The organism is Pseudomonas sp. 43(2021) (assembly GCF_017490805.1).
GTDB lineage: Bacteria > Pseudomonadota > Gammaproteobacteria > Pseudomonadales > Pseudomonadaceae > Aquipseudomonas.
Window position 1 is genome coordinate 1 of the sequence record NZ_JAFGYJ010000035.1, and the last position, 25,118, is coordinate 25,118.

At 61.2% G+C, this 25,118-nt stretch carries 23 protein-coding genes and 1 pseudogene; 10 read left to right on the plus strand and 14 right to left on the minus strand.

Annotated features, from left to right (window positions below; all coding sequences use genetic code 11):
* Nucleotides 1-434, plus strand: a 434-nt coding sequence (locus J5M71_RS23475) for a hypothetical protein (RefSeq protein ID WP_207837566.1), incomplete at its 5' end; no start/stop codon positions are given.
* 1,840 nt (nt 435-2,274) lie between these two features.
* On the opposite strand, the gene J5M71_RS23490 is transcribed toward J5M71_RS23475, so the two are convergent.
* From J5M71_RS23490 to J5M71_RS23505, 4 genes are all read right to left on the minus strand, one after another.
* Nucleotides 2,275-3,558, minus strand: a complete 1,284-nt coding sequence (locus J5M71_RS23490; RefSeq protein ID WP_207837572.1) for an ATP-binding protein — start codon at nt 3,556-3,558, stop codon at nt 2,275-2,277.
* A gap of 113 nt (nt 3,559-3,671) precedes the next feature.
* Nucleotides 3,672-4,697 (minus strand): YifB family Mg chelatase-like AAA ATPase, encoded by a 1,026-nt coding sequence (locus J5M71_RS23495; RefSeq protein WP_279382376.1) that lies wholly within the window; start codon nt 4,695-4,697, stop codon nt 3,672-3,674.
* 163 nt (nt 4,698-4,860) lie between these two features.
* Nucleotides 4,861-5,214, minus strand: coding sequence for a gamma-glutamylcyclotransferase family protein (locus J5M71_RS23500; RefSeq protein WP_207837574.1), 354 nt, complete (start codon nt 5,212-5,214; stop codon nt 4,861-4,863).
* Nucleotides 5,215-5,481 carry an accessory factor UbiK family protein gene (locus J5M71_RS23505; RefSeq protein WP_207837577.1) on the minus strand — a complete coding sequence of 89 codons (267 nt, stop codon included), beginning with the start codon at nt 5,479-5,481 and terminating at the stop codon, nt 5,215-5,217.
* A 405-nt stretch (nt 5,482-5,886) separates the two neighbouring features.
* Here J5M71_RS23505 and glnK point away from each other — a divergent pair, with 405 nt between their 5' ends.
* The 3 genes from glnK to sutA all read left to right on the plus strand — a co-directional run bounded on the left by glnK (nt 5,887) and on the right by sutA (nt 8,363).
* On the plus strand, nt 5,887-6,225 hold the full coding sequence (gene glnK / locus J5M71_RS23510; RefSeq protein ID WP_002555808.1) for a P-II family nitrogen regulator: 339 nt from the start codon (nt 5,887-5,889) through the stop codon (nt 6,223-6,225).
* 46 nt (nt 6,226-6,271) lie between these two features.
* Nucleotides 6,272-7,603 (plus strand): ammonium transporter, encoded by a 1,332-nt coding sequence (locus J5M71_RS23515; protein ID WP_207837580.1) that lies wholly within the window; start codon nt 6,272-6,274, stop codon nt 7,601-7,603.
* A gap of 430 nt (nt 7,604-8,033) precedes the next feature.
* Nucleotides 8,034-8,363: a transcriptional regulator SutA gene (gene sutA / locus J5M71_RS23520; RefSeq protein ID WP_063912190.1), complete on the plus strand. Its 330-nt coding sequence runs from the start codon at nt 8,034-8,036 to the stop codon at nt 8,361-8,363.
* A 180-nt stretch (nt 8,364-8,543) separates the two neighbouring features.
* On the opposite strand, the gene J5M71_RS23525 is transcribed toward sutA, so the two are convergent.
* Genes J5M71_RS23525 through J5M71_RS23550 form a run of 6 tightly spaced genes read right to left on the minus strand, consistent with a single transcriptional unit; the run spans nt 8,544 to nt 13,160 of the window.
* The gene (locus J5M71_RS23525; RefSeq protein WP_207837582.1) at nt 8,544-9,239 is read right to left on the minus strand and encodes an HAD family hydrolase; all 696 of its coding nucleotides are present in this window, start codon (nt 9,237-9,239) and stop codon (nt 8,544-8,546) included.
* Entirely contained in the window at nt 9,236-10,135 is a 900-nt protein-coding gene (gene xerC / locus J5M71_RS23530; RefSeq protein WP_025341073.1) for a tyrosine recombinase XerC, read from the minus strand. The genes J5M71_RS23525 and xerC overlap by 4 nt, the downstream gene beginning before the upstream one ends.
* On the minus strand, nt 10,135-10,845 hold the full coding sequence (locus J5M71_RS23535; RefSeq protein WP_207837584.1) for a DUF484 family protein: 711 nt from the start codon (nt 10,843-10,845) through the stop codon (nt 10,135-10,137). The genes xerC and J5M71_RS23535 overlap by 1 nt, the downstream gene beginning before the upstream one ends.
* 13 nt (nt 10,846-10,858) lie before the next feature.
* Entirely contained in the window at nt 10,859-11,689 is an 831-nt protein-coding gene (gene dapF, locus J5M71_RS23540) for a diaminopimelate epimerase (RefSeq protein ID WP_063912186.1), read from the minus strand.
* A gap of 4 nt (nt 11,690-11,693) precedes the next feature.
* A complete protein-coding gene (gene lysA, locus J5M71_RS23545) occupies nt 11,694-12,941 on the minus strand; it encodes a diaminopimelate decarboxylase (protein WP_207837586.1) in 1,248 nt (415 codons plus the stop codon).
* Nucleotides 12,942-12,950: 9 nt separating this feature from the next.
* Entirely contained in the window at nt 12,951-13,160 is a 210-nt protein-coding gene (locus tag J5M71_RS23550; RefSeq protein WP_207837588.1) for a lipoprotein, read from the minus strand.
* A gap of 297 nt (nt 13,161-13,457) precedes the next feature.
* Here J5M71_RS23550 and cyaY point away from each other — a divergent pair, with 297 nt between their 5' ends.
* The 3 genes from cyaY (at nt 13,458) to rnk (ending at nt 14,573) form a co-directional block, all read left to right on the plus strand.
* Complete coding sequence (gene cyaY / locus J5M71_RS23555) at nt 13,458-13,790, plus strand: iron donor protein CyaY (RefSeq protein WP_014592812.1); 333 nt, start codon at nt 13,458-13,460, stop codon at nt 13,788-13,790.
* A gap of 1 nt (nt 13,791) precedes the next feature.
* The gene (locus J5M71_RS23560; protein ID WP_207837590.1) at nt 13,792-14,016 is read left to right on the plus strand and encodes a DUF1289 domain-containing protein; all 225 of its coding nucleotides are present in this window, start codon (nt 13,792-13,794) and stop codon (nt 14,014-14,016) included.
* Between the two features lie 146 nt (nt 14,017-14,162).
* Entirely contained in the window at nt 14,163-14,573 is a 411-nt protein-coding gene (gene rnk, locus J5M71_RS23565) for a nucleoside diphosphate kinase regulator (protein WP_087500868.1), read from the plus strand.
* Between the two features lie 141 nt (nt 14,574-14,714).
* Here rnk and J5M71_RS23570 read toward each other — a convergent pair whose 3' ends face one another.
* Complete coding sequence (locus tag J5M71_RS23570) at nt 14,715-17,570, minus strand: class I adenylate cyclase (protein ID WP_207837591.1); 2,856 nt, start codon at nt 17,568-17,570, stop codon at nt 14,715-14,717.
* A 169-nt stretch (nt 17,571-17,739) separates the two neighbouring features.
* On the opposite strand from J5M71_RS23570, the gene J5M71_RS23575 reads away from it, so the two are divergent.
* Nucleotides 17,740-18,192, plus strand: coding sequence for a YaiI/YqxD family protein (locus J5M71_RS23575; protein WP_013974739.1), 453 nt, complete (start codon nt 17,740-17,742; stop codon nt 18,190-18,192).
* 179 nt (nt 18,193-18,371) lie between these two features.
* Here J5M71_RS23575 and elbB read toward each other — a convergent pair whose 3' ends face one another.
* A complete protein-coding gene (elbB, locus tag J5M71_RS23580) occupies nt 18,372-19,031 on the minus strand; it encodes an isoprenoid biosynthesis glyoxalase ElbB (RefSeq protein WP_207837593.1) in 660 nt (219 codons plus the stop codon).
* Nucleotides 19,032-19,143: 112 nt separating this feature from the next.
* Here elbB and J5M71_RS29360 point away from each other — a divergent pair.
* Nucleotides 19,144-19,770 (plus strand): annotated as a pseudogene (locus J5M71_RS29360) (sterol desaturase family protein); the annotation flags it as partial.
* Nucleotides 19,771-20,271: 501 nt separating this feature from the next.
* On the opposite strand, the gene J5M71_RS23590 reads toward J5M71_RS29360, so the two are convergent.
* Nucleotides 20,272-20,916 (minus strand): DedA family protein, encoded by a 645-nt coding sequence (locus J5M71_RS23590; protein WP_172827492.1) that lies wholly within the window; start codon nt 20,914-20,916, stop codon nt 20,272-20,274.
* Nucleotides 20,917-21,129: 213 nt separating this feature from the next.
* On the opposite strand from J5M71_RS23590, the gene ppk1 reads away from it, so the two are divergent.
* Nucleotides 21,130-23,373 carry a polyphosphate kinase 1 gene (gene ppk1, locus J5M71_RS23595; RefSeq protein ID WP_207837596.1) on the plus strand — a complete coding sequence of 748 codons (2,244 nt, stop codon included), beginning with the start codon at nt 21,130-21,132 and terminating at the stop codon, nt 23,371-23,373.
* Here the strand turns inward: ppk1 and ppx are convergent.
* Nucleotides 23,360-24,862, minus strand: coding sequence for an exopolyphosphatase (gene ppx, locus J5M71_RS23600; protein WP_063912176.1), 1,503 nt, complete (start codon nt 24,860-24,862; stop codon nt 23,360-23,362). The two genes, ppk1 and ppx, sit on opposite strands and share 14 nt — an antisense overlap.
* Between the last annotated feature and the right edge of the window lie 256 nt (nt 24,863-25,118).

Sequence of the window (25,118 nt, forward strand, 5' to 3'; positions counted from 1 at the left end):
CTATTAATACAATGTATAATAGCCGGGTTGAAGAAATGATGGAGTCAACCGGCATGGATTTCAAGAACGCAATAGATACTAGGCAGATACGCGCTGATTGGAACTCCAATCAAGCGCGTGCACAATTACAATACAGCAAGCCAAGCATGTATGTTGGAAGAATATCTAGAATAGTATTCAATAATGGTAATGCGGATCTTTTTATTGGCGCCGGTCCAGCATCTAATGTAGTGGCTACGTTGTCCGCGTACCAAGCCTGGCCTTGGGTCGAGCACAAAGGAAGATGGAGCATCGGTGGGGTAATACCTAATCTACAATTTGCAGCAAAACTTAATGTAGGCGATAAGTTGTATTTGCATTGCCGGCGGGTTGAATTCCTAGGGGCTATTTACCTTGTTAACTGCCTAGCATTTCCGAATTCTATCGTGAGATGAAGGTGAGAAGGTGCGGATGGTGTTTGATTTTGTATTAGTTTTATAGCCCGTGTGGTTTACTCTATCCATTCTGATAATGTGTTGAGTTTGGTTTCGGAATATAGAGTTTCAAAGGGGGCACTCGTAAGGCTTGATGAGTGACCCTTCTTGGGTTTTAGTCTGGAGGAACAATATCTCTTATATGTTTCCCCTGTATTAAAATGTTTTGTTCGCGTCTTGGCTAGATATGACAAATGATAGAAGCATGGTTCAAGTGCTTTACTATTGCTTCTGTCAATCGTATGCACCTTCGGCACTATGTGTGCTGTGCCTCCACTTAACCTAATCCAAGTGTTATTCAACTCCTTCCAAACTCCAGTATGACCGGTGGTGTTAATGTGACCTAGGTTTTTGTAAAGGGTCTGAAACCCAAGATATAGGTGAAAGTGTGATTTTTTGTTGTCGCCAATCTCTTTTACGTAGCCATGTATGAATTTTCCGCGAATATTCCAGTTGGATGAGGATAGCAGTCTCTTAATCTGCTTTATATACAAGCTTAATAGCTTGCCTTCATTTCGATGGTCAATATCTAATGAGTTTGGCAAGTGTAGATCAAGGCGGACAATGGTTATACGGCTGTGATAGCTTAGTAGTGCATTAAGCTGATCGTGAATTGTCTGCAAAATCTGGACATAGCATTCATGTCCGTGCTGGGCCGACGCATTGATCGGTAAGCCGCGATAACTTGCGTCGGTGGTCTTCTTCATTCTCATTGCGTATTTTTATAAAATGTTTTCTTGTCTTCTTTTGTAAATGATTTGGCTGCACTTCAGATGCTGCCAGCATGCGTATCGTGTATGGCAAAGCTCGCTCATAGGCTTGCATGCCATACATGATGTTATGGTTGATTAATGTTTTATTGATTGATTGATATTACCATTGGCAGTGCGGGATCGGCGCCAATGCTAGGTGATCTGCGACTTGTAGCAGGAATGAATATGGATAAAACAGTACAGCGAGAAAGAGCCGTCGATATGTAAGGACTATAGCATTGAAGGTTGCGGGACTAAACATTCCCAAATGTTTTTTGCAGTCAGCCTTTAAAGGAAGCGGGGGCCGCTTTATAGAGATGATATTCCTTAGGGAATACCAGCCCCTAGGGTAGGTCGTAGCGTTTGATACAATGCGATTCTGGGGCTTCTGGAGGCAGGCTCATTTTGGAGCCTGCTTATCCTGATTACGTCAAGCTTCGAAGATGATTTACTAAAAAATGGAAGTTTGTTGAAGGATTGAAATCGTTCTCGGCGGTCGCTTGGTTATACCTTCGTTCGGAATATTTTATGGTGCCGTCAAGCTTGTCGAATAGGTCTGAGTACACGGTACGAGAATTCTTTGCGTACTGTTTATAATGCTTCTGCAACTCTCTCCTGCAAGAATCTCCTACCGACACGCCTCCTACAGCGGTAAATGGTCTGTCGGTTTTGCTGAAGTGAATAAGTAACCAATACTCGAAACATGGGTTAGATTCGATATAGTGAAACTTATGATCCTGAGACCTTTTTTTCGCGGCAGCGAAATGTTCGAAGGCATCGCGGTCAACAACGCAGAATATGTAGTCGTAAAGCTCGCCATTTTTCTTCTCTGCCTTTGTGATCCTAATGATCTCTTCAACTAATCGCTCTGGGGTGTATGCGAAATCGAGTATTTTAATTCCCGCTGTATTGATAGAGTGGTGAGATAATAAGTTTTCTAGATAGTATTTTTCAGAGCATTGTGCGCCGCATACAATTAGCGTCCTGCTCTTTGTGGGCCGACCACTATGGGGTCTTTTTACCTTGGATTGCGGCTTACGAATTCCCATTCACATGGTACCGTAGAAAATATTGATCATTCTTTTTATAGAAGGAACAGCGCCATATCTGCCGGTAAGGTAGCTCCTCTCAAGATTATCTTGTCCTTTCTTCGGGCTGAAGTCAGTTAGCGGATAGAACTTCGAAGCTTGTGATGAATCACGTTCGGCGAACCAAATCTGGTCGCGACGGAAAACATCCTGACTGAGTATAGAGGTTTCATGAGTAGTTAGAATAAGTTGAGCACCATTGTTGTTAAGTTCTGGGTTGTGGAATGCTTCGACCAGAAATTTAACAAGAAATGGGTGTAAGCGCTCATGTAACTCGTCTACTACTAATACACGTCCTTCGCTCAAAGCATCAAGCCAGTGTGCAGCGATATTAAATATTTTCCTAGTGCCATCCGATTCCAGTTCTAGCGGGAGTTCGAATGCGCCAAATTCGTTCCGATGAACAGCGGAGACGTTGAAAATCTTGTCATCTTTGACCTGCTCGTAGAGCATGTTTCTTAGGTTCTCTGGGAATTCTTTTGGAAAGGAATCCACAGATAGCTCCACTTCCTCAACATTAATATCCGAGATCGCAAAGTCAGCAGCCTTCATAAAGTCAAGAATGGCATTTTTCGATTTGGCACTGCACCGCTTGGCGGTGTACATATGATTGCCATAACCATTGCTGACTTTAAGTTTGTACTTGAACCAGTCGTAGACGGGCTTAAGTTGCTCGCTGTTTAATTGTATAGCCGTAGACAAGAACAGCGCGTCTGGTCTAGTAGATGACTCCCAGACTGCTCTTTGGCCTTTTAGTTTGTCACCAAACTTGAAAGTGTAATCGTTGTTTTCTTCAATCCACTGCCGAATAAACCACTCTTGGGATCGCCCTTTCGGAAATGCATATAACCATTCCGCATAAACTCTTTTTTTCGTTGCTTCGAACCCATATTGATATCGAACATTATTTTTAACAAAAATAACTTCGAACATGGTGGGTTTTGCAGCCGATTCGTTATCCAGAGCAAAAGGGTCAACAGGCATATCCGTACCAGCGGCCACCGTTGCAGATTGCAAAACTATTTTGCGCATCGTGCTTAGTGCTTGGACCAGCGTTGACTTCCCTGAAGCATTAGGGCCGTAAAGCGCTACAGACTTTAGGAGGCTGGGGCCCAGAGTTCCATCGGAGTTTTGGGTATTGATAACGTTGGTATCGATCTTTTCAGCGCCGCTGGATCGGACCAGTGATAGCGTCTGAATCTCCTTAATCGATCTGTAATTGCCTACGTTGAAGGCTACGAGCATGTCTTGCGTCCATTTTCAGTACCGATTTCGCTGAAAAATAGCAGATATCCGGCTTTGGGTGTCATGAATGTTTGTTTTCGCGATGCGGCGCCGACGACAGGCTCAGCGAAGCGTCAACCTTCATCCAGTGCTGCGGACATCGTGATCTCTGGGCGGATAAGTGTGAGATAAGGCCTTCCGTTCTCCAACGGCTCACGCAACACTTCCAGCACCCGCCGCTCGAATTCCGGCAGTTCATCCAGGAACAGCACCCCATGGTGGGCGAGGGTGATTTCGCCCGGTTGCGGCCGGCTGCTGCCGCCGACCAGCGCCGGGCCGGAAGCGGAGTGGTGCGGATGGCGAAAAGGCCGCTGCGGCCAACTGCTCAGTGGCGTATGGCCGCTGACCGACTGGATCGCCGCCACTTCCAGTGCTTCGTGCTCGTCCAGCGGTGGCAGCAGCCCCGGCAGGCGGCTGGCGAGCAAGGTCTTGCCGGTACCGGGAGGCCCGGTGAACAGCAGGTTGTGCGCCCCGGCCGCCGCTAGCAGCAGTGCGCGCTTGGCTGCCAGTTGGCCCTGCACCTCGCTCAGGTCCGGGTACGGGCGTTGCTGCAGGATCAGCCCGTTGGCGGCATACGGCGGCAACGGCACCTGGCCGTTCAGATGGGCGACCAGCTCCAGCAGATGCCCCACCGCATACACCACCAGCCCGCCTGCCAGGCTGGCTTCCTCGGCGTTCTCCCGTGGCACCACCAGCGCCCGGCCGGCTTCGCGTGCCGCCAGTGCCGCGGGCAACACGCCCTGCACCGGGCGCAAGTTGCCAGACAGCGCCAGTTCACCCAGGCATTCGACTTCGGCAAGGGTGGCCGTTGGCACCTGGCCATCGGCGGCGAGAATGCCCAGGGCAATGGCCAGGTCATAGCGCCCGCCATCCTTGGGCAGGTCGGCGGGGGCGAGGTTCTGGGTGATGCGCCGCTGCGGGTAGTTCAGGCCTGAGTTGACGATGGCGCTGCGTACCCGGTCCTTGCTCTCTTTGACCGTGGTTTCCGGCAGGCCGACCAGGGTGAGATGGGGCAGGCCGTTGGCCAGGTGGGTTTCGACGCTGACTGCTGGTGCCTGCACGCCCACCTGGGCGCGGCTGTGGACGAGGGCTAGGGACATGGACGCTCCGTTGTCGCTGAACAGGGCCGCTTCCTGCGGCTTTGCAAGCATAGCGAGGGCGGCCCGGGTCGGCGCAAGAAGTGTGCGTCGTAGTTTTTCAGGCAGGGGTTGCCCCCTGCATTCTCACCCCGTTGGGTTCGTGCCTGCTGCACGCCCGAAGAACTCAGGCGCGGACATAAACCCAGGCGGTCAGGCCCGAAGCGAGGGTGACGGCCACGCGCTTGTAGTCGGCGACTTCATAGCGGTCCGCTGCCGCCAGCTCTTCTTCGCTGATCTGGAAGACCATGCCGGCCACGCTGTCGTCGGCCTGGCTGCTGGGGGTAACGATAGGGTGATGGGACTTGCCGCTGGCTGCCAGCACGGCCGGGTCGGTGATCTCGACCCAGTCCTGGCGGTAGCCCAGCATGCGGTCGGCCTGCCCGCTCAGTTCGCGGCCGAAGTTGGCCAGTTGCACGGCCTTGTCCTGCAGGGTGCCGTAGGAAAACAACAATACCGGGTAAGCGCTGGAGGGCTGCATTCACTCATCCTGTGGGGTCGGGTCAAGCCGGGCTTCCAGCTCGGCTACTTGTTTTTCCAGGGCCTCGAGGCGTGCACGGGTGCGCGCCAGTACGACCATCTGGCTGTCGAATTCTTCGCGGCTCACCAGGTCCAGCTTGCTGAAGGCACCCTGCATCAGCACCTTGAACTGGCTTTCCAGTTCGGCGCGGGGCTGGGCGGTATCACTGCTGAACAGGCGCGAGGCCTGGTCGCTCAGGGCGTCGAGAAGGGCTTTGGGCGCAAGCATGGGGCTGTCCACTGAAACTGAGAAATGGCCGGCAGTGTAGCACGGGCGAACCTGGCACCAGATTGCACATTGTTCCCACAAATAGCATGCGCCCTCGCCACGCAGTTGCACATTTTTCGAGCAACGCGTCAGGTGGGTATGCACCGAAATTGTGCATGTTTTCCATGCTGGCGACTGGCCAATCCCGACCAAATCACATAACTCGCTGTTTTCCCGTGCGTTGGCAGAACTGGCAAGGTTTCTGCAATGACCCGTATGAGCCATGCACTGATGCAGTTCCTTGTGACCAGGCAGTGCGCACGCGGAGCCGGATGCCGACGACGCGTTACAAAGCCAAGCGCTGCGCTTAGACTTGAGACGGGTTTGTTTTCCTGGGGCAAGTCCACCAAATCGGGAGAGAGTTTCATGAAGCTAGTCACAGCCATCATCAAGCCGTTCAAGCTGGACGACGTGCGCGAGTCGCTGTCGGAAATCGGCGTGCAGGGCATCACCGTCACCGAAGTCAAAGGCTTCGGTCGGCAGAAGGGCCACACCGAGCTGTATCGCGGTGCTGAATACGTGGTCGATTTCCTGCCCAAGGTGAAGATCGATGTCGCCATCGATGACAAGGACCTTGATCGGGTAATCGAAGCCATCACCAAGGCAGCCAACACCGGCAAGATCGGTGACGGCAAGATTTTCGTGGTGAATCTGGAGCAGGCGATCCGTATCCGTACCGGCGAAACCGATACCGACGCGATCTAAGCAGCAACAAAGCCTCACCAAACCCAACGCCCCAGGAGAAAACAACATGACTCTGCGTAAGATCGCAGGGCTAGGAGCCCTATTGTCCCTCGTAATGCCCGGGCTTGCCCTGGCCGAGGAAGCTGCCCCAGCGCTGAACTCCGGCGACACCGCCTGGATGCTGACCGCAACGGCGCTGGTGCTGTTCATGACCATTCCGGGCCTGGCCCTGTTCTATGGCGGTATGGTGCGTTCCAAGAACGTGCTGTCGGTGATGATGCAGTGCTTTGCGATCACTGGCCTGATGAGCATTCTCTGGGTCATCTACGGCTACAGCATGGCCTTCGATACCACCGGTATGGAAAAGGGCGTGCTCAACTTCAATTCCTTCGTCGGTGGCTTCTCCAAGGCGTTCCTCAGCGGCGTCACGCCTTCGAACCTGACCTCGGCTGCCGCACTGTTCCCTGAAGCGGTATTCATCACCTTCCAGATGACCTTCGCCATCATCACCCCGGCATTGATCGTCGGTGCCTTCGCCGAGCGCATGAAGTTCTCCGCGATGCTGGTGTTCATGGGCATCTGGTTCACCCTGGTCTATGCGCCGATCGCGCACATGGTCTGGAGCGGTGACGGTGCGTTGATGTGGGACTGGGGTGTGCTGGACTTCGCCGGCGGCACTGTAGTGCACATCAACGCCGGTATCGCTGGCCTGGTCTGCTGCCTGGTGCTGGGCAAGCGCAAGGGCTACCCGACCACCCCGATGGCCCCGCACAATCTGGGCTACACCCTGATGGGCGCGGCCATGCTGTGGATCGGCTGGTTCGGCTTCAACGCAGGCTCTGCCGCTGCCGCCAACGGCACCGCCGGCATGGCCATGCTGGTGACCCAGATCGCCACTGCCGCCGCGGCCCTGGGCTGGATGTTCGCCGAGTGGGTCGGCCACGGCAAACCGAGCGCCCTGGGCATCGCCTCGGGTGTGGTCGCCGGCCTGGTCGCCATCACCCCGGCTGCCGGCACCGTGGGCCCGATGGGCGCCCTGGTGATCGGCCTGGTCTCGGGCGTGATCTGCTACTTCTGCGCCACCAGCCTCAAGCGCAAGCTGGGCTATGACGACTCGCTGGACGCCTTCGGCGTGCACGGTGTCGGCGGTATCATCGGTGCCATCCTCACCGGCGTGTTCGCGGCACCGGCCCTGGGTGGCTTTGGCGCGGTCACCGACATCGGTGCCCAGGTCTGGATCCAGGCCAAGGGCGTGATCTTCACCGTGGTCTACACCGCCATCGTCACCTACGTGATCCTCAAGGTGCTGGATCTGGTGATGGGCCTGCGGGTCAGCGAAGAAGAAGAGTCGGTCGGCCTCGACCTGGCTCAGCATAACGAGCGCGGCTACAACCTGTAACTGCGGCGCGGTAAAAACTTGCCCGGCTTGCCGGGCATTTTTTTTGCCAGATTTTTAGCATTTCCCGCACGGCAAACGGTTTATCCGACACGTTCGCGACGTAGGCAGAAAACTTACAAAACGCAGAGCATTCATGGTGCTTTGTTTTTTCCGCTGGCGCGCTAGAATGCGCGCCGAAGGGTGTTTGACGAGTAGTCCACACGCTTCGCCAGCCTTTGCTAGGCTTGCCAATAGCGTGTGGCCAGCAGGGGCTAAAGGATTTGTCAGGTCCTGCCAGGAGCAGGGCCTGCCGGGTGCCGCCTCCCATCAGGAGCGCTGACCCAAGGGCAGTGGCCTAACCCACGGCCAGTTGATTTTTCACTGGTGGCTGCCGGTCTACGGCTGCACTGGTCTATAACTAACCTGCTTTTCGCAAGTCATGAGGTAGAACATGAGCGACGACGATCTGGAAAATGATGACCTCGAAGTAGGCGACGAAGACGAGGGCGATGAAGGCCTCGAAGCGGCAGCCGACGATGGCGCCGAAGACGCTGGCGATGACGACAGCAGCCCGGCACCCGTTGCCAAGGGCAAATCCAAGGCGGCGGTCTCGGTAGACGAGATGCCGAGCATGGAAGCCAAGCAGAAGGAGCGTGACGCCCTGGCCAAGGCCATGGAAGAGTTCCTCGCTCGCGGTGGCAAGGTTCAGGAAGTCGAGGCCAACGTGGTCGCCGACCCGCCCAAGAAGCCGGACAACAAGTACGGCAGCCGCCCTATCTGAGTGGCTGATCCAAAAAAGCCCGCCGTCGCTGCGGGCTTTTTTGTGCCTGTGGGTTTTGTTTTGCCTGTGCCGGCCTCTTCGCGGGTAAACCCGCTCCCACAGGGACGGCGCAGGACCTGAGGGCAGTGGTGAACCTGTGGGAGCGGGTTTACCCGCGAATGGGCCGCGCAGCGGCCCCTGTCAGCGCCAGCGCGCGAGGATGTCGGGCAACTGCGACAGGCGCTGGATCTCGGCATCCGGCGCCTGCTCGCCTACCCAGGGCTTGCCCAGGGGGTTGAACCACACCGCCCGCAGCCCGGCACGCTGGGCACCGGCGATGTCATCGCCGGGGTGGTCGCCAATGTGCACCGCCGCGCTGGCCTCCACGTCACCGCGGCGCAGGGCTTCGAGGAACGGCGCCGGGTCCGGCTTGCCGATGCCGAGATCCTCGGCACACAGGGCAAAGCGGAAATAATCCGCCAGCCCCAGCCGGCTCACGTCGGCATTGCCGTTGGTGACCACGCCCAGGGTGTAGTGATGGCGCAGGATCTCCAGCACCGGCTGCACCTCCGGGAAAATCTCTACCTGGTGGCGGGCATGCAAGAACACTTCGAAGCCTTCATTGGCCAGTTCCTGCGCATGCTTTTCGCTGTAGCCGACTTCTTCCAGTGCATGGAACAGCACCCGTCGGCGCAGGGCGCTGATACGGTGCTTCAGGCCGGGTTCGGCTTGCACCAGGCGCTCGCGGATGGCGAACAGGTGCTCCACCGGCACGCCGCCAAGGATTGGGGCGTTGGCTTCGAGCCAGTCGCGCAGCACGACTTCCGCGCTGGCGATTACCGGCGCGGTATCCCACAGGGTGTCGTCGAGGTCGAAGGTGATCAGCTTGATGCTCATGAGTCTGTGCCTTTGCTGCGTTTGGCCCGAGGGTGGGCGCTGTCGTACACCGCGGCCAGGTGCTGGAAGTCCAGGTGGGTGTAGATCTGCGTGGTGCCGATGTCGGCATGGCCGAGCATCTCCTGCACCGCGCGCAGGTCCTGGGACGATTCCAGCACATGGCTGGCGAAGGAGTGGCGGAGCATGTGCGGGTGCAGGTGCTGGCCCAGCTCGCGCTCACCGGCTGCTTTCACCCGTTGTTGAACGGCCCGTGGGCTGATGCGGTTGCCCTGGCGGGTGATGAACACTGCGCGGTCGCGCGGGTTGCCGATGCCGCGCAGGCGGTACCAGGCCTGCAAGGCCTCGCGGGCCTTGCGGCCAACCGGTAGCACGCGGGCTTTACCGCCCTTGCCCAGCACCTGCACCAGGCCGGCGGCGAGGTCGAGGTGATCGAGGTCGAGGTTGGTCAGCTCGGACAGGCGCAGGCCCGACGAATAGAACAGTTCGAGGATAGCCTGGTCGCGACGGGCGATGAAGTCATCGTCGACCCCGCCATCAAGCAGTTGCAGGGCGCGGTCGGTATCCAGCACCTTGGGCAGCCGGCGTTCGCCCTTGGGCGCGCTCAGGCCGCTGGCCGGGTCGTGCTGGCACAGGCCTTCGCGGTTCAGGTAGCGGTACAGGCCGCGCACTGCCGACAGCAGCCGCGCCAGGCTGCGCGATGACTGGCCATGGTGGTGCTGGCGGGCGATCAGCTGGCGCAGCTGCTGAATCTGCAGCGCCTGCCAGCCGGCAATGCCGTGTTCCTTGCAGTAGGCGACGACCTTGTCCAGATCGCGACGGTAGCCCAGCAGGGTGTGCTCGGACACCTGGCGCTCATTGCGCAGGTGTGCGCAATAAGCCTCCAGCTGGCGTTCCATCAGCGTACCGGGCGCAGGGTCTGGGTAACGCGTGGCACAACGCGGCCAAGTACTTCGGCGATGTAGCCGAGGAACAGGGTGCCGACGCTGCTCTTGTAGTGTTGCGGGTCGCGGCTGCCGATCGCCAGCACCCCGTGCAGGCCCTGGTATTCCAGGGCAGCCACGGCGCTGGAGCCTACTTCCCGGCGCTGTTCTTCACCGAACAGGAAGGCCAGTTCGTGCTCGCGCAGGTTGCCGCTGACCGTCTTGCCGCCGCCCAGCAGGGCTCCGATGGCCTGCTGTGCTTCGGCGTTGCTGACCCAGCGCCCGACCGGCGCGACGTTTTCGCCGAACAGGATCAGGCTGACGAAGGGCACCTGGAATTCCTGGCGCAGGCTGTCTTCGACCGCCATCACCACTTCTTCCAGGTTGCCGGCGTCGAGCAGGTCGAGGATCAGCCGGCGGGTCTTGTCGAACAGCCGGTCGTTGTCGCGGGCTACATCCATCAGTTGCGACAGGCGGTGGCGCATCTCGATGTTGCGGTCGCGCAGCAGCTTGAGCTGGCGCTCCACCAGCGACACGCTGTCGCCACGCTGGTGGGGGATGCGCTGTTCGATCAGCAGCTCGTCGTGTTCGGCGAAGAAGGTGGGGTGGGCGCGCAGGTAGGCGACCACCGCTTCGGCATCGAGCTCAGCGGACTGCTGGGGTACAACCTGGGGCTGATCGGTCATGGCGGTTACTCGCTTAGAGACGAACCTGTCCTTCGTAGACGCGTACGGCCGGGCCAGTCATCACAACGGGCTTGCCGGGGCCGGCCCATTCGATGTGCAGGCGGCCACCGGGCAGGTCGAGGGACACCGGGGAGTCCATCCAGCCCTGGCTGATCGCTGCCACGGCGGCGGCGCAGGCGCCAGTGCCGCAGGCCTGGGTTTCGCCCGCGCCGCGTTCCCACACGCGCAGGTTGGCGCGGTGGCGGTCGATGACCTGGAGGAAGCCGGCATTCACCCGCTGCGGGAAGCGCGGGTGGTTCTCGATCTTCGGGCCCAGTTGGTGCACGGGGGCGGTACGCACGTCGTCGACACGCAGCACGGCATGCGGGTTACCCATGGACACGGCGGCAATCGAATGCACCTGGCCGTCGACTTCCAGTGGGTAGCTCAGCGCCTGCTCGTCGGCGACGAAGGGGATTTCGGCAGGGATGAAGCGCGGTGGCCCCATGTCGACACTGACCTGGCCGTCATTCTGCACGTCCAGTTCGATGATGCCGCTCTTGGTTTCCACGCGGATACGCTTTTTCGCGGTCAGGCGCTTGTCCAGCACGAAGCGGGCGAAGCAGCGCGCACCGTTGCCGCACTGCTCGACCTCGGAGCCGTCGGCGTTGAAGATGCGGTAGCGGAAGTCCACTTCCGGGTTGTTCGGTGCCTCGACGATCAGCAACTGGTCGAAGCCGATGCCGGTGTGGCGGTCACCCCATTGCTTGGCGTGCTTGGGCTGGATGTGCGCGTGCTGGCTGACCAGGTCGAGGACCATGAAGTCGTTGCCCAGCCCATGCATCTTGGTAAAACGCAGCAGCATGGGCTTACTCCGGCAGCAGGCTTTCGCCAGCGTACAATTCGGCGATGGTCTCGCGGCGGCGTACTTCGAAGGCCTGGTCACCGTCGACCAGGATTTCAGCGCAACGGCCACGGGTGTTGTAGTTGGAGCTCATGACAAAACCATAGGCGCCCGCGGACTGTACGGCCAGCAGGTCACCTTCGGCCAGGTTCAGCACGCGGTCCTTGCCGAGGAAGTCGCCAGTCTCGCAGATCGGGCCGACCAGGTCGTAGGCACGGCCTTCGCCTGTGCGTGGCTTGACCGCGCTGACGCCCATCCAGGCCTGGTACAGGGCCGGGCGGATCAGGTCGTTCATCGCCGCATCGATGATGGCGAAGTCCTTGTGTTCGGTGTGCTTGAGGTATTCCACGCGGGTCAGCAGGACGCCGGCGTTGGCCACGATATAGCGGCCCGGTTCGAACACCAGTGCCAGGTCGCGGTCGCCAACGCGTTCGCGGATGGCCTTGATGTAGTCGCCCACCAGCGGCGGCTCCTCATCGCGGTAACGTACGCCGACACCGCCACCCAGGTCCAGATGGCGCAGGTGGATGCCGCACTCGGCCAGGCGGTCGACCAGCACCAGCAGGCGGTCGAGGGCATCGAGGAAAGGCTCGACGGTGGTCAGTTGCGAGCCGATGTGGCAGTCGACACCGACCACTTCCAGGTTCGGCAGCTGCGCGGCGCGCACGTAGATGGCTTCGGCATCGGCGATGGCGATGCCGAACTTGTTTTCTTTCAGGCCGGTGGAGATGTACGGGTGGGTGCCGGCGTCGACGTCCGGGTTGACCCGCAGCGAGACCGGGGCAACCTTGCCCATCTCGGCGGCCACCACTTGCAGGCGCTCCAGTTCATCGGTGGATTCGACGTTGAAGCAGTGCACGCCGACTTCCAGGGCACGGCGCATGTCGTCGCGGGTCTTGCCAACGCCGGAGAACACCACGCGGTCGGCACGGCCGCCAGCGGCCAGCACGCGCTCCAGCTCACCGCCAGAGACGATGTCGAAGCCTGCGCCCAGGCGCGCCAGCACGTTCAGCACGCCGAGGTTGGAGTTGGCCTTGACCGCAAAGCACACCAGGTGCTCGGTGCCTTGCAGGGCGTCGGCGTAGCTACGGTACTGGGCCTCGATGTGGGCACGCGAATAGACGTAGGTCGGGGTACCGTAGCGTTCGGCGATGGCCGACAGGCCCACGCCTTCCGCGAACAGCTCGCCGTCGCGGTAGTTGAAAGCGTTCATCTGGTTTCCTTACTGCGCTGGCGACTGCTCGGGCTCGGACTGCAGCTCGGGCTGCTGCGTCGGGGCCGGCTTGGCTTTTGGCTGGTACTGGTGCGACTTGTGGCTGGCCTTGCCGTCCTTGCCGTCTTCAGGCAGGTACAGCGGGCCTTTCTGACCGCAGGCCGAAACGAGGCAGGCAACAGCGACCAGCGCCGCGAGGGAGGAAATCAGGCGCTTCATGGGTGAAATCCTTAGAAATATGCAGTATTGCGACCGAGTATACCGAGCGACCGACGGCTTGCCTATGCAAGGGCCGGCCCGCCGGGCGGGCTATTCTTACCGCCTGCAAAGGCCCTTTCGCGGCTAAAGCCGCTCCCACAGGTACTGCACTGGCCTCGGGCCTTGCGCTACCCCTGTGGGAGCGGCTTTGGCCGCGAAGGGGCCTGTGAAGGTAGCGGCTAAACCTTTGCATTCGGCGGCAAGCGCCCGTATCTTGCCGGGCTTGCCTGTAACGCAGCCAATTTCGAGGTTCCTGCAATGAGTTTGAGTGAAGCGCGTTTCCATGATCTGGTCGACGCGACCCAACAGGCCCTGGAAGACCTGTTCGACGAGAGCGGCCTGGACCTGGACATGGAAAACTCCGGCGGCGTCCTCACCGTCAAGTTCGAGGGCGGCGCCCAACTGATCTTCAGCCGCCAGGAGCCGCTGCGTCAGCTGTGGCTGGCCGACCGCTCCGGCGGTTTCCACTTCGACTACGACGAAGACAGCGGCAAGTGGGTGTGCGAGAAGAGCGAGGAGCTGCTGGGCGAAATGCTCGAGCGCATCGTCTGGGAGCGGGCCGGCGAGAAGCTGGACTTCGACGAGATCTGACATGAGTAGCACCCAGACCCGGCCGCCCAAGCCGCTCTACAGCAATGTCAGCCCCGCCGTGCCGTCGCCCTGCATCAGCGTTTGCCGGCTGGACGAACAGCGGGTCTGCACAGGTTGCCACCGGCATGTCGAGCACATCCGCGAATGGCGCTCGGCCGATGACGAGAGGCGCCGGCAGATTTGCCGCGAGGCCCAGGCCCTGCGCGACCAGGCTAAGGCACACTGATCGCAAGGGCTTGAGTATTTACCCGGCTGTGGTAACGTCGGGTTCTGCGTCGGTGACGCCAAAGCCTTCACAAACCCCGCCCTTGGGCGGGGTTTTGCTTTATCTGCACGATGAAAACCGCCTGTTCAAAGGAGTCTGACTGGATCATGAGCACCAAGCCTTCCCTCATCCTCACCCGATTGGACGTACAACGTCTGGAGCGTCTGATCGACAGCCTCGACGAGAGTACGCCGGGTGTGCTCGCCTTGATGGGCGAGCTGGACCGCGCCGAGCAGGTGGTCGGTCACGAGGAAGTCCCGGCTGGCGTGGTGACCATGAACTCGCGCGTGCACTGCCGTGAGGAAGCCAGCGGCAAGGATTACCACCTGACCCTGGTGTACCCGAAGGATGCCGGACCGGAAGGCAAGGTCTCGATCCTGGCGCCGATTGGTTGCGCCTTGCTGGGGTTGTCGGTGGGCGAGCAGATCGACTGGCCGGCACCGGGGGGCAAGACCCTCAAGCTGAAGTTGCTGGAAGTGGAATACCAGCCAGAAGCCGCGGGCGATTTCGACCTGTAAGGGCCATGGGGGCCGCTTTGCGGCCCATCGCGACACAAGGCCGCTCCTACAATGTCCGCGTAGTCCCCATGAGTTGGGTTTGCACGATCGATGCAGGAGCGGCCTTGTGTCGCGAAAGGGGCGCAACCCGCCCCTGGCAATTCAAGCCTCTTGCGCCAAAACCTGCTCCAACCCCTCGTTCAAAGCCTGCTCCAGCTCCCGCTTGTAGCGCAGGTACACCTGCGTCGACCCCAACTGGTCATCCAGCAATTCGGACAAGTCCAGGTCGGTGATGTAGCAGCGGTACTGCCCTGCACCTCGTCGCTGGCCGATGATCTGCCGGGCCACCACCGCATACAGCTGCTCACCATGCTCCAGTTCGGAAAACTCCTGCTGGTCGCAATACAGCGTCACATGGGCCGCGCCGGCCACCCCGGCCTGGATGATCGCCTGCACCTCATAGTAAGGCTGGTCGTTACCTTCGACCGGGGTCAGGCGCGGCTCGATGCTGCGGGCCTTGCCTGGCCCGGACGGCAACAGTTGCGCGTAGAGGATGTCCAGCGAGGCCGGCCGCAGGTTATCCAGCGGAAGCCGGGCATCGCGGCGCATCACCACCGAGCGCAGAAAACGCTGCAGCGGCAACAGCAGGTGGGCTTCGTCGTGCAGGGGCAGGCGTTGTTGCCACAGGGCGTTGTATTCATCCAGCACATACAGCTCGGCCCAGCCACTCTGCAGGCGGTAGAACACCTGGATGCAGGCCGGCCGGCCCTGCTCCAGCACCAGGCGCAGGTCGTGGTCCTGCAAAGCGTTGGCATCCAGGTACAGCGGGCTGTAGGCAATACGCTCTTCGCCCAGGTGCTCCAGCAGCGCCTCATGTTCGGCCAGGGTGGTCAGGCCGACATGCCCGGGCAGCAGCTCCAGCACATGGGTGTGCTGGGCCACCTGCAGCAGGTAGCGGTGGTTCAGGCCCTGGTCCAGCAGCAGCTGCACGGTGTCGAAAATTTCCTCCACGCGTTGGCCGATGGCCTGGGCGCGGCTCTGGCAGAAGCAGCGCACCCGCACCCTCGGCCGGTGGCCGCGCAGCACGGGGCTGTTGAGGAAGTCGCGCAGGCAGCGCACCAGCGCGTGCTCGCCATCAAAGCGCTGGACCAATACCTCGTTCCAGCTGTTGAGGGTGACCTGGTCCAGGGTCAGTACCAGGTTCTCGCGCACGCCTGCATAGCTCAACGAGTCGGTGCGCTCGGTGGTCATCAGGATGTTCAGGTCGCGGTGGTGACGCAGCGGGTCGATGGCGACGTTGACCAGCAGCAGCACTTCGTCGGCAACGCTGGGTTGCAGCAGGCGCACCTCGCTGACGGTCGGCAAGGGCAGGGGGATGCTTTGCTGCAGGCAGCCGACCAGGTTGAACAGCTCGTATTCGCTGAGGTCGCTGACACCCGGGTGCAGCGCCAGGCGCGTGCTGCTGTCGATCACCCCGTTGCGATGGGCCCAGGTCAGCAGTTCGAGCAGCTCGCGGCAGCGCTTGAGCGGGCTGAAGTGGTCCACCTCATGGGGGCTCAGGTTGCCGGTGTACAGCCCCCAGTGGTGGCTGCCGGGCTCCTTGCGGTTGGGCGCCTGGACCAGGGTCAGGGTACCTTCGGCCAGGTCCGGGGCGATACCAGGGTTGATCACTTCGACCTTGCCGGCGCGGCGCTCGAAGGCCGCGTAAAGCCGCCTGCCCAGCACATTGAGATCGCGCTGGTCGGCGCGGCTGCTGGCGTTCTGGGTGCGGGCGAACTGGCTGAGGAAGCGGTAGCTGTGGTTCAGTTCGGCCACCAGTTCACGGCGTTCGACGGCAACTTGCTGCACTTTCCATTGGCTGCGGCTGTCCAGCAGGGCCAGTTGGCGCTCGTCCCAGCCCCACTCGTCGGCCAGGCGTTGCAACAGTCGGCGTTGCCAGCCATTGGCCCGGGCCGGGTCGCTGAGCTTCTTGTTCACCTTCAGGTACAGGCTGCGCCGCACCAGCTCCAGGCGCGCGAATTCGCCACGCTGCAGCAGGTAGCGCTCGATACGCCGGTACACCATCACGTAGGGGTCCAGCTCGTCGAGGTCAAGCTGGTTGGCGAACACAGCCTGCTTGTAGTCCAGGCTCAGGCAGCGTACGGAGGGGTGTTCGCTGGCGTAGGCCTCGGTCAGCAGCAACTTGAGCAGCGACTTGTAGGGTGAGTCGATACCTTTGAACAGTTGCCACAAGCCGGCGCCGACGAACTCGCCGGGCGGGATGTGGGCCAGGTTGCCGAGATCGAGGGCGTCCTGACTGCGGATGAAGCGCTTGGACAGCAGGGTCTGGGTGTAGGCGTGGTAATGGTGTTCCTGGTAGACCGGCACCAGCCACCACAGCGGCGTACGCCCGGCCAGCCAGATAGTGGTGCGATAGAACTCGTCCAGCAGCAGATAGTGCTGGGTGGTGCCGCAGTCGTCGGAGCCGAGCTGGCCTTCGCGTTGGCCCTGGGCGAAACCTTGCGTGTCGATCAGGAAGAAGTGCGCCTCGGCACCCAGGCTTTCCGCCCACGCCTCCAGCAGCTGGCATTTGCGCCGCAGTTCGTCCAGCAGCTCGTCGGCCAGGCCGGGTGCATGGCACACCCACAGGTCCATGTCGCTTTGCTCGGCCTGGGCCAGCGAGCCCAGGCTGCCCATCAGGAACAGGCCGTGGATCGGCCGAGGTGAATTGCCATGGCGGGCCTTGTAGGTGAACGAGCGGGCCAGGCGCTGGGCCTCGACTACCAGGTCGGTACTTGGCTCGTAGCCCGATACGCCAGCGGGGGTGCTGCCGGAGACATAGCCCGGCAGCAGAGGGTGGTTCACATGAAACAGCAGCGGCAGTAGCGTCAGCACCTGTTGCTGGCGCGTCGACAGGCCCTCCAGGGCCCGCTGCAGCCGGCCCTGGTTGAGCCGCAGGAAGCGCGCACGCAATGTCGCCAGGACCTTGCGGTCGATACCTTCGTCCAGGTCGGGGCGGATTTCGTGGGGGTGGTTCATTGCGCACTCGGGCAGGCCAGCGGAGCTGTGGCGAGTTTAGCCTGAGTGGCGCAGGTGGATAAGCGGCAATTGAAATATTGGCGCCATTTTTCCAGCGCGCGTGGGCTGCTCCAGCTTTCGCTGCGCTTGAGGCATGATGGCGGCCTAAAGCTGATTGCGAGGTTTTCCGATGCGTGTTTGGATCGATGCCGACGCCTGCCCCAAGGCGGCCAAGGATCTGATCGTCAAGTTCGCCCTCAAGCGCAAGTTCGAGGTGGTGATGGTGGCGGGCCAGGCTGTGGCCAAACCGGCGTTCGCGATCGTGCGCCTGATCGTGGTGCCCAGCGGCATGGACGCGGCCGACGATTACCTGGTGGAGCACGCCGTGCCCGGCGAGCTGGTGATCTGCAGTGACGTGCCGTTGGCCGACCGCCTGGTGAAAAAGGGCGTGGCGGCGCTGGACCCGCGCGGGCGCGAGTTCGACGAGCGCAACATGGGCGACCGCCTGGCTGCGCGCAACCTGTTCACCGAGCTGCGCGAGCAGGGCCAGGTGGGGGGAGGGCAGGCGCCTTATGGCGAGCGTGAGAAGCAGGCGTTTGCCAATGCGCTGGACCGGATCATTGCCCGGTTATCCAAACCCTGAAGCGACCCTGCTGGCGGGGTGGGTGCGACGTGTGGGAGCGGCCTTGTGTCGCGAAAGGGCCGCGAAGCGGCCCCAGGATTTCAGCTTCGCCGCATAAATTGCCGGGGCCGCGCTGCGGCCCTTTCGCGACACAAGGCCGCTCCCACAGGGACCGCGTCAGATTCTGAATCTTGCACCCGTTACTCGTGGGTCAGCTCCAGCACCCGATCCACCAGCTTGTAGATCCCGCCAGCCGCTTCACTGATCGACTTGGCCTCCATGTATGCCGGGGTAGTCACCAGCTTGCGCTGGGTGTCCTCGACAATATCGTGCACATCGCACGGCTCATGGGTGCCACCCATCTTCTCCACCGCCGCCGCAGTGCCGGCGTCGCTACCAATGGTGCAGACCACGCCTGGCCCGTAGATCTTCGCCGCCAGCGCCGGCGAGATGCAGATCAGGCCAACCGGCTTGCAGGCGTCGGCAAAGGCTTCGGCCAGGGCCAGCACATCCGGGTGGACGCTGCAGTTGGCGCCTTCCACGGCAAAGTTGGACAGGTTCTTCGCCGCCCCGAAACCGCCCGGCACGATCAGCGCATCGAAGTCTTCGGCCTTGGCTTCGCGGATGTCCTTGACCTCACCGCGGGCAATGCGCGCCGACTCCACCAGCACATTGCGCGACTCGGGCATTTCCTCGCCAGTCAGGTGGTTGATCACATGCATCTGCGCAATGTTCGGCGCGAAGCACTGCACCTGCGCACCACGCTGGTCGAGGCGCAGCAGGGTGATCACGCTTTCGTGGATTTCGGCGCCGTCATAAACGCCACAGCCGGAAAGAATCACCGCTACTTTTTTTGTCATGCTTTTTACTCCAGTGTCGAGGCGCTAAATGTCCTCTAGTTTGGCAGATGTAGCCATAGGGATTCCTGCGAGCGCGGCCTAATCTTGGCGGATAACGTCTGAGGTCGTACCCATGGACCTGATCCTGCTGGCCGTGCCGTTCTTCTTCGTGCTGATCGCCGTCGAGCTGGTGGCTGACCGCGTACGTGGCCAGCGCAACTTCACCCTGGCCGACTCGATCAACAGCCTCAGCACCGGCGCGCTGTCGACCAGTACCGGCTTGCTGACCAAAGGGGTCGGGCTGGTGACCTATGCCCTGGCGTTCGAGCACCTGGCGCTGCTGCGCCTGCCACCGCAGGCCTGGTGGGTGTGGCTGCTGGCCTTTGTCCTGTATGACTTCTGCTACTACTGGCTGCACCGTCTTGGCCACGAGCGCAACGTGCTGTGGGCTGCGCACTCGGTGCATCACCAGAGCGAGGAGTACAACCTCACCACGGCGCTGCGCCAGACCAGCAGCGGGTTCATCTTCTCGTGGCTGTTCTACCTGCCGCTGGCGTTGCTCGGTGTGCCACCGCTGGTGTTCATCACGGTGGCCTCGCTCAACCTGCTGTACCAGTTCTGGGTGCATACCCGGCACATTCCCAAGCTGGGCTGGCTCGAGTGGGTGTTGATCACGCCATCCAACCATCGCGTCCACCATGCGCAAAATCCTGCTTACTTGGATCGCAATTATGGCGGCGTGTTCATTCTCTGGGACCGTCTGTTCGGCACCTTCAAAGAGGAGGACCCGGCCGAACCGGTGGTGTTCGGGGTGACCACGCCGCTGGCCAGCTGGAACCCGTTGTGGGCCAACCTGCAGTTCTATGCCCTGCTCTGGCACGATGCCCGGCGCGCCGGCAGCCTGTGGGACAAGCTGCGTATCTGGTTCATGCCCACCGGCTGGCGCCCGGCCGATGTGGCCGCACGCTACCCACAGGCCAAGCAGGACCTGGCGTTGTTTCGCAAGTTCGAGGTGGCCCTGGGCCGCGCGCAGCAGGCCTATGTGGCGGCGCAATTCGTGGTTTACGTGGCGCTGGGCAGCTACCTGATGGAGGTGGCCGAGCGCGTGCCAACCGCCGCACTGGTACTCGGCTGGGCGCTGATGGCGTTTGGTTTGTTCGTGCTGGGCGCGCTGCTGGAGAACCGGCCATGGGCCGTGCGCCTGGAGTGGGTACGGCTGTTGGCGAATGCGCCGGCGCTGTACCTGGCCGGCGCACTGGGCTTAGCGGTGGTCGTGCCGCTGGCCTGGTTCCTGCTCGTGGCTTACAGCCTGCTCAGCCTCTGGGGCCTGGGGCATGCCCGCCGCCTTGCGCTCCGCGCGCAACGTGCGGAAGCGCCGGCGCAGCCACAGCAGGCCGCCCAGCGCCAGCAGGCCGCCGAGCACCCATAGCTCGTAGCGCTTCACATTGCCCAGCAGGCCTTCGAGGATGGCGCCGAAGTGATACGCGGCCGCGCCCAGGGCCACTGCCCAGATGGCCGCGCCGATACCGTTCAGCAGCAGGTAGCGGCGTGGCGGGTAGCCAGACAGACCAATGGCCACCGGCATGACCGTGCGCAGGCCATAGACGAAGCGGAAACTCAGTACCCAGATGTCGGGATGGCGACGGATGTGGTCCAGCGCCCGGTCACCCATCGCCTGCCAGCGTGGTTTGCGTGCCAGGATCCTGCGCCCGTGGCGACGGCCCATGAAGTACCACAGCTGGTCGCCGGCATAGCTGCCGAAAAACGCCACCAGGCACACCAGATTGATGTCCATGTAACCGCGGAACGCAAGGAACCCCGCAAGCACCAGAATGGTCTCGCCTTCGAAGAAGGTGCCTAGAAAAAGGGCGAAGTAGCCGAAATCCTGCAGGAATTGTTGAAGCATTTTCTGAGGTGCTGGCGAAATGAACGCGAAGCCTACCCCTTCGCGCGCGTTCGTGAAAGTGTCCAAATGTGTCTCGACATGAACAATTCCTGCTCGGAGAATGCCAGAAGCCATGCGCCATGGCTTGCCCTGGTGTGTAACACAGGCGTCATAATGGGCGCTTATCTTGCCGCTCAATTGATGATAGGGCGTTAACGTCCTCAGGAACGCCAGATGAATAATGAAGTGCTAACCCCTGTCGCGATCAAGGATGCTCAGGAAATCCCCGAAGAGATGGTGCAGACCCCGCCAGACCTGCCGCCGGCGCCCGTGCCTGCGGCAGAACCGGTGGCAGAGCCTGCGGCTCCGGCGCCCGCACCGGCCCCGGCGATCATCGTCCCAGGCCTGGACGACAGCAGCCTGTACATTCATCGCGAGCTCTCGCAGCTGCAATTCAATATCCGTGTGCTGGAACAGGCGCTGGACGAGAACTATCCGCTGCTCGAACGCCTCAAGTTCCTGTTGATCTTCTCCAGCAACCTCGACGAGTTCTTCGAGATCCGTGTCGCCGGCCTGAAGAAGCAGATCAACTTCGCCCGTGAACAGGCCGGCGCCGATGGCCTGCAGCCGCACCAGGCACTGGCGCGCATCAGCGACCTGGTGCACAGCGAAGTAGAGCGCCAGTACGCGATCCTCAACGACGTGCTGCTGCCCGAGCTGGAAAAACACAATATCCGCTTCATCCGCCGCCGTTACTGGACACCCAAGCTCAAGACCTGGGTGCGCCGTTACTTCCGCGACGAAATCGCCCCGATCATCACCCCGATCGGCCTGGACCCGACCCACCCGTTCCCGCTGCTGGTGAACAAGAGCCTCAACTTTATCGTCGAGCTCGAAGGTGTCGACGCCTTTGGCCGCGATTCGGGCCTGGCGATCATCCCGGCCCCGCGCCTGCTGCCGCGGGTCATCCGCGTGCCGGAAGATGTGGGGGGGCCAGGCGCCAACTACGTGTTCCTGTCGTCGATGATCCACGCGCACGCCGACGACCTGTTCCAGGGCATGAAGGTGAAAGGCTGCTACCAGTTCCGCCTGACCCGTAACGCCGACCTGGCGCTGGACTCCGAAGAAGTCGACGACCTGGCCCGCGCCCTGCGCGGTGAGCTGTTCTCGCGCCGCTATGGTGACGCCGTGCGCCTGGAGGTGGCCGACACCTGCCCGAAACACCTGTCGGACTACCTGCTCAAGCAGTTCAGCCTCAGCGAAAGCGAGCTGTACCAGGTCAACGGCCCGGTCAACCTTACCCGCCTGTTCAGCATCACCGGCCTGGACAGCCATCCCGAGCTGCAGTACACCCCGTTCACCCCGGCGATCCCCAAGCTGCTGCAGAACGCCGACAACATCTTCAGCGTGATCGGCAAGCAGGACATCCTGCTGATGCACCCGTTCGAGTCCTTCACCCCGGTGATCGACCTGCTGCGCCAGGCCGCCAAGGACCCGCACGTGCTTGCCGTGCGCCAGACCCTGTACCGTTCCGGAGCCAACTCGGAAATCGTCGACGCGCTGGTGGACGCGGCGCGTAACGGCAAGGAGGTCACCGCGGTGATCGAGCTGCGGGCGCGCTTCGACGAAGAGTCCAACCTGCAGATGGCCAGCCGCCTGCAGGCTGCCGGTGCGGTGGTGATCTACGGTGTGGTCGGCTTCAAGACCCACGCCAAGATGATGCTGATCCTGCGTCGCGAGCAGGGCGAGATCGTGCGTTATGCGCACCTGGGCACCGGCAACTACCACGCCGGCAACGCCCGCCTGTACACCGACTACAGCCTGCTGACCTCCGACGACGCCCTCACCGAGGACGTCGGCAAGCTGTTCAGCCAGTTGATCGGTATGGGCAAGACCCTGCGCATGAAGAAACTGCTGCACGCGCCGTTCACCCTGAAGAAGGGCATGCTCGACATGATCGCGCGGGAAACCCAGTTCGCCCTCGAAGGCAAGCCGGCGCATATCATTGCCAAGTTCAACTCGCTGACCGACGCCAAGGTCATCAAGGCGCTGTACAAGGCCAGCCAGTCGGGCGTGAAGATCGACCTGGTGGTGCGTGGCATGTGCTGCCTGCGCCCAGGCATTCCGGGGGTTTCCCACAACATCCAGGTGCGCTCGATCATCGGCCGCTTCCTCGAACACACCCGGGTGTTCTACTTCCTCAATGGCGGCGAAGAGCAGATCTACCTGTCCAGTGCCGACTGGATGGAACGCAACCTCGACAAGCGCGTCGAGACCTGCTTCCCGGTGGAAGGCAAGAAGCTGTTGCTGCGGGTGAAGAAGGAACTGGAAGGCTACCTGACCGACAACACCCACGCCTGGACCCTGCAGCCGGACGGGCGCTACGTGCGCAGCACGCCGACCGGCAACCAGAACCCGCGCAGTGCCCAGGCGACCCTGCTGGAGCGCCTGAGCAACCCGGTCCTCAACGTACGCTGAGGACGAAGCCGACCCGGGCCAGCCACTCTGCCTCGTTGGCGAAGTCGGCCTGGGTCAGCTGGTTCTGTTCCAGCCAGCCCTCCGGGAAGGCCACATCGAGGCTGCTGTCGGCAGCCTTGAGCTCGACCTTCGGCATCTGCTGGTTGCCACGGATGTGGTGGAACAGGATGGCGAAGCGCAGCAGCACGCACAGGCGCAGCAGCTTGACCCCTTCCTCACCCAGCTCGGCGATCTTGTCCTTGGGGATGTTGCGGCGGTGGCCGCGCACCAGCAAGGCCATCATCTGCTGGTCCTCGCGGGAGAAGCCCGACAGGTCGGAGTGCTCGATCAGGTAGGCGCCGTGCTTGTGGTAGTGGTAGTGGGCGATATCCAGGCCGATTTCGTGCACTTTCGCTGCCCAGCCGAGTAGATCGCGCCAGTTCCCGTCTTTCAGGTCCCACGCGTCGGCCACCTGGTCGAAGGCGTGCAAGGCCTTGCGCTCGACGCGCGCGGCCTGGCCCTGGTCCACGTGGTAGCGTTCCATCAGCGAGTTCAGGGTGCGTTCGCGCACGTCTTCGTGGTGGTGGCGGCCCAGCAGGTCAAACAGCACGCCTTCGCGCAGGGCACCGTCACAGTGGTCCATGCGTTGCAGTTCCAGGGCATCGAAGATCGCTTCGAGAATCGCCAGGCCCGCCGGGAAGATGGTGCGGCGGTCCGGCTTGACGCCTTCGAAGTCGATCTTGTCGACCTCGCCCAGCTTGAACAGTTTGCGCTTGACCCAGGCCAGCCCCTCGGCGTTGACCTCGCCATTGCCCAGGCCGCCAGCCTTGATGGCGGCACCGATGGCGCGAATGGTGCCGGACGAGCCGATGGCCTCGTCCCAGGTCAGACGGTGCAGGGCATTCTCGATGCTCATCAGTTCCAGGCGCGCAGCAGTGTAGGCCTGGGCGTAGCGGGCCGGGGTGATCTTGCCGTCGCGGAAGTAGCGCTGGGTGAAGCTGACGCAGCCCATCTGCAGGCTTTCGCGCAGCAGCGGCTCGAAGCGCTGGCCGATGATGAACTCGGTACTGCCGCCGCCGATGTCGGCCACCAGGCGTTTGCCCGGGGTGTCGGCCAGGGTGTGCGACACGCCCAGGTAGATCAGGCGCGCTTCTTCACGGCCGGAGATCACCTCGATCGGGTGGCCGAGGATGGCTTCGGCGCGCTGGATGAATTCGTTGCGGTTGCGCGCTTCGCGCAAGGCGTTGGTGCCGACGATGCGTACCGAGCCTGCCGGCATGCCGTTGATCAGCTGGGAAAAGCGCTTGAGGCAGTCCAGGCCTCGTTCCATGGCTTCTTCGCTGAGCATGCGCTCTTCGTCGATGCCGGCGGCCAACTGAACCTTCTCGCCGAGCCGCTCGAGAATGCGGATTTCGGTATGGTGGGCCTTGGCCACGACCATGTGAAAGCTGTTGGAGCCAAGGTCGATGGCGGCGATCAGGGACAGGTTCTTCGCGATGGTATGCGGCATGATCTGGTTTTTCTCGGTCGTTAACCCGGCAATCGTGCCACGATAGCAGGCTATCGCCAACGCGTGACACTCAGCCGTTGTGCTGGCCTTGATGCAAGGCAATGTGCCATTCGATGCTATGACACTCGTATGACGGTTTCGATTCGCGGCGTCTTGCACAACTATAGTTACACTCAATCGTCCGCGACTTCCTGTAGGAGACGGGTGCGGCTATGATGGGCAACGTTTTTTATTGCTTACGACCTTGGAGATTTCC